General features: G+C 69.6%; 4 protein-coding genes and 4 pseudogenes. 1 reads left to right on the top strand and 7 read right to left on the bottom strand.

Annotation, left to right across the window (positions count from 1 at the left end):
- Positions 1–181 precede the first annotated feature (181 nt).
- The 3 genes and pseudogenes from ACZ499_RS39415 to ACZ499_RS39425 all read right to left on the bottom strand — a co-directional run.
- Positions 182–1,586: pseudogene (locus ACZ499_RS39415) on the bottom strand (IS1182 family transposase).
- Positions 1,587–1,710: 124 nt separating this feature from the next.
- Positions 1,711–2,280 (bottom strand): GNAT family N-acetyltransferase, encoded by a 570-nt coding sequence (locus ACZ499_RS39420; protein WP_468681946.1) that lies wholly within the window; start codon positions 2,278–2,280, stop codon positions 1,711–1,713.
- Between the two features lie 309 nt (positions 2,281–2,589).
- Positions 2,590–2,775 (bottom strand): annotated as a pseudogene (locus tag ACZ499_RS39425) (IS5/IS1182 family transposase); the annotation flags it as partial.
- A 16-nt stretch (positions 2,776–2,791) separates the two neighbouring features.
- On the opposite strand from ACZ499_RS39425, the gene ACZ499_RS39430 reads away from it, so the two are divergent.
- Positions 2,792–3,085: a hypothetical protein gene (locus tag ACZ499_RS39430; protein ID WP_468681948.1), complete on the top strand. Its 294-nt coding sequence runs from the start codon at positions 2,792–2,794 to the stop codon at positions 3,083–3,085.
- Between the two features lie 58 nt (positions 3,086–3,143).
- Here the strand turns inward: ACZ499_RS39430 and ACZ499_RS39435 are convergent, their stop codons facing one another.
- The 4 genes and pseudogenes from ACZ499_RS39435 to ACZ499_RS39450 form a co-directional block, all read right to left on the bottom strand.
- The gene (locus tag ACZ499_RS39435; RefSeq protein WP_468681950.1) at positions 3,144–4,382 is read right to left on the bottom strand and encodes an LmeA family phospholipid-binding protein; all 1,239 of its coding nucleotides are present in this window, start codon (positions 4,380–4,382) and stop codon (positions 3,144–3,146) included.
- Between the two features lie 168 nt (positions 4,383–4,550).
- Positions 4,551–5,180, bottom strand: a pseudogene (locus tag ACZ499_RS39440) (AAA family ATPase); the annotation flags it as partial.
- Positions 5,181–5,325: 145 nt separating this feature from the next.
- Positions 5,326–5,697, bottom strand: coding sequence for an LPXTG cell wall anchor domain-containing protein (locus ACZ499_RS39445; RefSeq protein ID WP_468681952.1), 372 nt, complete (start codon positions 5,695–5,697; stop codon positions 5,326–5,328).
- Positions 5,698–5,766: 69 nt separating this feature from the next.
- Positions 5,767–5,880: pseudogene (locus ACZ499_RS39450) on the bottom strand (MSCRAMM family protein); the annotation flags it as partial.
- Positions 5,881–6,000 lie beyond the last annotated feature (120 nt).

Genomic DNA, 6,000 nt, shown 5'->3' on the forward strand with positions numbered 1-6,000 from the left:
CCCCTAGCTTGACTCTGAAGCTTCTATAGATCGTCAAGCTAGGAGCATGTCCCGGTAACGAGCAATCGACTGGTGGCCGTGGCGGTGAGATTGGTGGTTGCTTGCTGCGTGCCTGCCAGGGCGCGTGGCCTGGTCGTGTCGGCTTGGGGATCGGCCCGGAAGGGGCCGTTGGCCGGGTGGGTCAGCCGATCGTCGCGGCGAGCCCTGCGGTTCCGGCATGTCGGAAGATCTTGCGGAGGTTGTGGCAGGCGGCCAGCAGTCGCCACTCGCCGCGGGCTCCGTCCTCGCCGCGCAGGAGGAGTTGGCGGCCGTTCTGGCAGGTCATGATCTGGCCGAAGACAGGTTCGACGATGGCTTTGCGGCGGCTGTAGGCGGCCTTACCGGGCTTGGTCCGCAGTTTGCGGGCCATGCGCTCCTTGAGGGTGGCGTCCTTGGAGATGCGTCCCCGGGGTGCGGGCGGGACCTGTTCATCGTGGGAAAGTCGGCCGGTGGCCATGAACGTGGCGGTGCCGCATGCGAGTTGGCGCTCTTGGGCGGCTTCCAGGTTGGTCTCGGAGCAGTATCCGGCGTCGGCGAGGGCCTGCTTGGGGTGAGCGCCAGTGTTGGTCTCGGACTGGTCGAGCATCGAGGTGTAGTTCAGCGCGTCCGAGGCGTTGGTGGTGATGTCGGCAGCCGTGATGACCTGGTGTTTTTCATTGACGACGGCCTGGGCGTTGTAGGCCTGGATGTAGGCGCCGTCGCTGTTTTTCATGATCCGCGAGTCAGGGCCGGTGAAGTTGGCCTGCGCCTTCGGCTCGGGCCGGGCCTTCACGGCGGCCTGCTCGTCGCCCGCACCGACGCGCTCCTGACGGCGTCGTTCCTTGTCCTCCGCGTGCTTGCGCGCCTTCTCCGCGGCCTCGGCCTCGATCTGTGCGCGGGCTGCCTGCAGCCTGGCCAGGCGCTTTTCGCGGCGGTCCAGTTCGGCGGGCAGGTCGGCCTCCTTGCCGTCCACGCCGAACCGGGCGTCTTCGGCGGCGTCGACTGCTTCGGCGTCGTCCAGCAGGGACCGGGCCGTGGTCTCCAGGGCAGCGATCTCGGCTTCGATCTGCTCTTCCTTGCAGATCAGGCGGCCGTAGCTCATCGCCTTGTGCTTGGAGGCGCTGGCCTCCAGCTTGGTGCCGTCCAGCGCGACGCGGCCCATCTTGACCATGCCCGGTTTCTGCGCCAGGTGCAGCGACTGCAGGAACAGGCCGGCGAGCGCGTCCAGGTGGCGGCGGCGGAACCGGGAGATCGAGCGGAAGTCAGGAGCCTGGTCGGCGGCCAGATAGCGGAAGGCCACATCATCGGTGCACTTGCGCTCGATCGCCCGCGACGAGCGCACTCCGGTGGTGTACCCGTAGATCAGCAGCCGGACCATCAACCGCGGGTCATACGGCGGGAACCCGCGCTTCTCGGTGTAGGACGCCAGGATCGGGCCCAGGTCGAGCACCTCGTCGACCAGTTCGGCCACGAATCGGGCCAGATGCCCCTCGGGCAGCCACTCATCCAGTGACGGCGGCAGCATCAGCATCTGATCGGGGGACGAATGCCCGGAAGGTCTTCTTCACCGCCACCGTCGGCGCGGTCTCCGGCTTCACCACCGCCGCCGGATCCACCTCGAACAGGCCATCCCCACCAGACATACCAGGATTCTCCCCTATGGAAGATCACGAACGGGAGGCGGCGTCGAGCTCAATCGCCTGATCGACCGCCAAGATCCGCGGACAGCGCCGCGTAGATGTACTCGCTGCCCCAGCGATCCCCGTCGAGGTCGTTCTCGACCAGGTGCGCCTCCCGGCGCATCCCGAGGCGCTCACAGACCCGCACAGACCCGGTGTTCTCCACATCCAGCCGTGCGTAGAGCCGGTGCACGCCCAGCGTGTCGAAGGCAAACCCGGCCAGCGCCGCGGCCGCCTCGGTTGCGTAGCCGTGCCCCTGGTGACCTGGGTCGAGAGTCCAGCCGATCTCGGCCTGGGCGGCGCGGGCATCGGCCAGGCTGAGGCTCACCTCGCCAAGGACGCCGGGCTCATCGCGTCGGCAGACAGCGAGCGCCAGCTTGTCCCCGTCGGCGCGCCAGGCCGTCTGCGCCGCGCGCTCGGCGGCAACCTGCTCGCTGCGCTCACGCGTGTGCGCCGACCGATACAAGTAGCGCGCCACGCTCGGCAGGCTCTGGTAGGCGTACAGGTCGTCGGCGTCGCCGGGAGTGAACAGACGCAGCGACAACCGGGCCGTGGTCAACGGCAGCAGCGAGGCGACGTCCATGCGGACCTCCGGGACGCGGATGCGGATCAAGTTGCGGACTGATTTTCGCATCACGACTGCCCGGCAGCCACGCCTTTTCAAGAGCAGCGCTCGGCAGCCGCACTTCATCACGAGGCGCGGCATTCCAGGAGTTGTTTACTGACCCACGCTCCTAGCCCAGCGCTTCCGGCTGGTGCACACGGCCTAACGAGCTCCAACAATCATCGGAACCACTGAGAACGATCATCCTCATCGCGTCTCAGTGAAACTGATCAGCCCAGCTCATCACAGTTCGACCGACCATCGAGCAAGTCAGAACGGACAATGACGCTTGAGCCGGTTGATGGCCCGTTCGACGGTGTTGCGTTTCTTGTACCGCTCTTCGTCGAAGCCCGGTGGCCGTCCGCCGCGTGAGCCCTTGCGGAGCCGGGCGGCCTGGCTGTCGGTCTTCTCCGGGATGGTGTGCCGGATGCCCCGGCGCCGCAGGTACTCGCGGCAGGGTCGGTTGCTGTAGGCCTAATAGGCATCGAGGTTGGCTGTCGCCGGCCTGGCAGCGGCCGGCCGGCACTGGGCATTCACCGCCCTGACCGCCTCACCCGCGGCCCACGCCCACTACAACCGCCGACGCGAGACCGACGACCGCTACTACGCAGCCCTCCGTCACCTGTTCAACCGCATGATCGGCCAACTCCACCACGGCCTGACCACCCGCCAGAAATTCGACGAAACCATCATCTTCACCCCGCCAGCAAAGCCCCAACTCTCCACCGCCGCTCGACCCGATAGCTGCATGGGGTGTCTTGTCCGCGGGCCGTACCCGCTGTGAGCCTCGTCCGCGGGCCGTGCTCAGCCCGGCACAGTCCGCGGCCGGACACCGCACCCCGTCACCGCCCCACCCCCACCTCCACCCCGGACACCGTCGCCACGACACCCCTCTCCTCCACGCGGACATCCCGTAGCCGCAGCTCCCGCGCCTGGCTCGGCAGCGTGAACGAGAAGGACAGCCGGTCGGAGAGCTCCGGCGGGCGCATCGCCAGCAGGCCGGTGATCAGTTTCGGGTCGATGCCGATCCTGGACAGCAGCCAGGGGTGGTCGGCGACCACGTCGACCAGGTTGACCCGCGTCAGCTGCTCGACGAACTGGGGCGTGCCGACCAGCTCGTGCAGCTTCTCGTCGCTCCGCAGCGCCGCCCGTACGTCCTTCTCCGGCACCCCGAGCCGCCGCACCACCGCCGGCACCGACAGCAGCGCCTTCACGCGTGCCGTGTCCCGGCTGATGAGTTCGGCGGACTCCCGGTGCAGCGTCAGCCCCCGGTCGCGGCCCGGGCGGTACGTGGCGATGCCCGGCACGTCGAGGCTCATGCCGTCGACGTCCGTGGACAGCCCGCTGGTGCCGACCAGCCGCACCTGGACCCGTGCCCGTACGCGCAGCTCCTGCCCGGCGATGCTCAGCTTGCCGTCCGCGCCCACCGTGTCGTCGCTCACCCGGCTGAACTTGAGCCGGGAGGCGGTGAGTTCGCGGTTCATGTCGTCGAAGGACAGGGTGACCCTGCCGTCGAGGTCGCCGATGACCGCGCTGCGGATGTCGCTGGGCAGATCCCCGGTCAGCTTGATGTCACGCGCACTGGCCTGCACCTTCGTGAGCGAGACCCGGTCGGCGGCCACGTGCGGCACGGTGACGTCCACCCGTTTCAGGCGCTTGTCCAGGACCTGGGTGAGGAAGGGGAAGCCGTGGATGTCCACCTGGGGAGCGGCCGCGAGGTGGAGTTCGTCCTGGAGCGCCCGCTGGGCCTTCTTCTCCGCGTACATCACCGCACACCGGTCCGCGAGCACCAGGAACCCGACGCACACGACCAGCGCGAACAGCAGCTTGGCCAGCCGGGGGAGCGCGGCGAGGGGACTGCGGCGGCGCCGTCGACTCCGCCTGGCGCGGCGGCCGTTACCGGACCGGCGATGGTCGGGCGGCGACCACGCCTCGTCCTCGTCGGCGTGCAGACGGCCGAGGTCGAGGGGGAGGATCCGGGGCCGGGGCGCGGGGTCCAGATCGGGGTCGGGGTCGGCGAGTGCCGCCAGTTCGTCGTAGGGGTTACGGGGACGGGACGGCATGCGTGTGGGGGGTCGCATCACCTCATTCCATCACACGTGCGATCTTCGTACGTGTGCGACAGGGGTGAGAGAGGCGTCCCGGTGACGCACGGCACAGCCGCACAAGGGCGGCCGCCCGCGCGTGCGGTGGCCGCCGCGAGCGTGCCCGGCCGGGCCGGCGGGGCGACCGCCACCGGGGACCGACCCCTAGAGCGGCAACGGGGCCGCGTGGACCACCGACAGGCCCGACACCGCCCGGGTCAGCGCCACGTACAGGCGGCGCAGGCCGGTCCGTTCGTCCGGCTCGCCGTCGACCACCGCCGAGGGCTCGTCCAGGACCACGTAGTCGTGCTCCAGGCCCTTCGCCAGGGACGCCGGAACCAGGGCGAGACGGGACGCGGCCGTCGTCTCCTCGCCCGGGTCCAGGAACGCCAGGCCCGCCGCCATCAGCGCCTCGGCCGGCACCGGGATCCGCGCGTCCGCCGCGATCAGGCCGATCGAGCCCTCGTGCCCCAGCGCCTCCCGGCAGGCGGCCAGCCCGTCCGCGTCCAGGTCGGCCAGGGTCGAGGCGCGCACGGACAGCGAGCCCGGTGTCTCACGCACCGACTCCCCGGGGCGTCGGTGTCTCACGCACCGACTCCCCGGGGCGAGGCCCGGCGGGATCGACGGCAGCAGCCGCGAGGCGTACGCGATCACCTCGCGCGGCACCCGGAGGCCCGCCGTCAGCTCCTCCACCACCTCGTCCGCCTTACCCAGGAGCCGCAGCGCCTCCTCCCAACTCGCCGTCGCCCAGGGCGTGGTGCCCTGCGCCAGGTCGCCCAGAACCGTCGCCGTCCCCCGCACCACAGGCTCTCGGGTGCGCCGCGATACCGACACTGATCGGCCTCACGAAGACCGCTGGCCGGAACTGTCGTAGTCCGCTGTCGTAGACGCAGAGAGCCCCGGAAACCTGGGGTTTCCGGGTCCTGGTGAGGCTGCGGTGTTACTTGTCGTTGGTGCGCCTGTGCTGGCCGGTACCGGAGTCGTTGGCGTGGGTCTTGCGGCGGCGGGCCGCATAGACGACGCCTGCTCCGGCGGTCAGGAGAAGTCCGCCGGCACCGAGGAACCAGAGGGTGCCGCGGCCGGCGCCGGTGTGGGCGAGGGAGCCGTCCGCATCTTCACCGGCCGCTGCATCCGCATGAGCAGTAGCGGAGGCATCTGCGCCGAGGGACGTGCCGGTCGAGGCAGACGATGTCGGCATGCCCGATGCGGCCCTCTCTCCCCCTGTGGAGGAGCTGGTGGGGGCGGGCCGGGTGGAGGGGTCGCCGGTGGGCTTGGCCGGGTCCTTGGTGGGGTCGGTGGTCGGCGTGGGCATGGATGTGGTCGTGTTGGCGAGGGTGGCGGTGATCTGCGCGGCGGGCGTGGCGGTGATCTCCAGTGGCGCGGATTCGAGCCAGTATCCGGCCGGCGCCTTGGTCTCGGTGGCGGTGTAGAGGCTGCCGGTCTTCTTGCCGACCGGCAGCGGTGCCTTTGCGGTGCCGTCCTTGCCAGTGGTCAGCGTGAAGGTGCCCTTGGCGTTCTTTAGAGATCATCTCATTTGGTGAGTCTGCGATAGCAGATGAGGGTGCAGGCGATGCTGGTGAAGGCGAGGAAGTGTATGGCTTGGCGTTCGTAGCGT

The organism is Streptomyces sp. NPDC031265 (assembly GCF_055570295.1).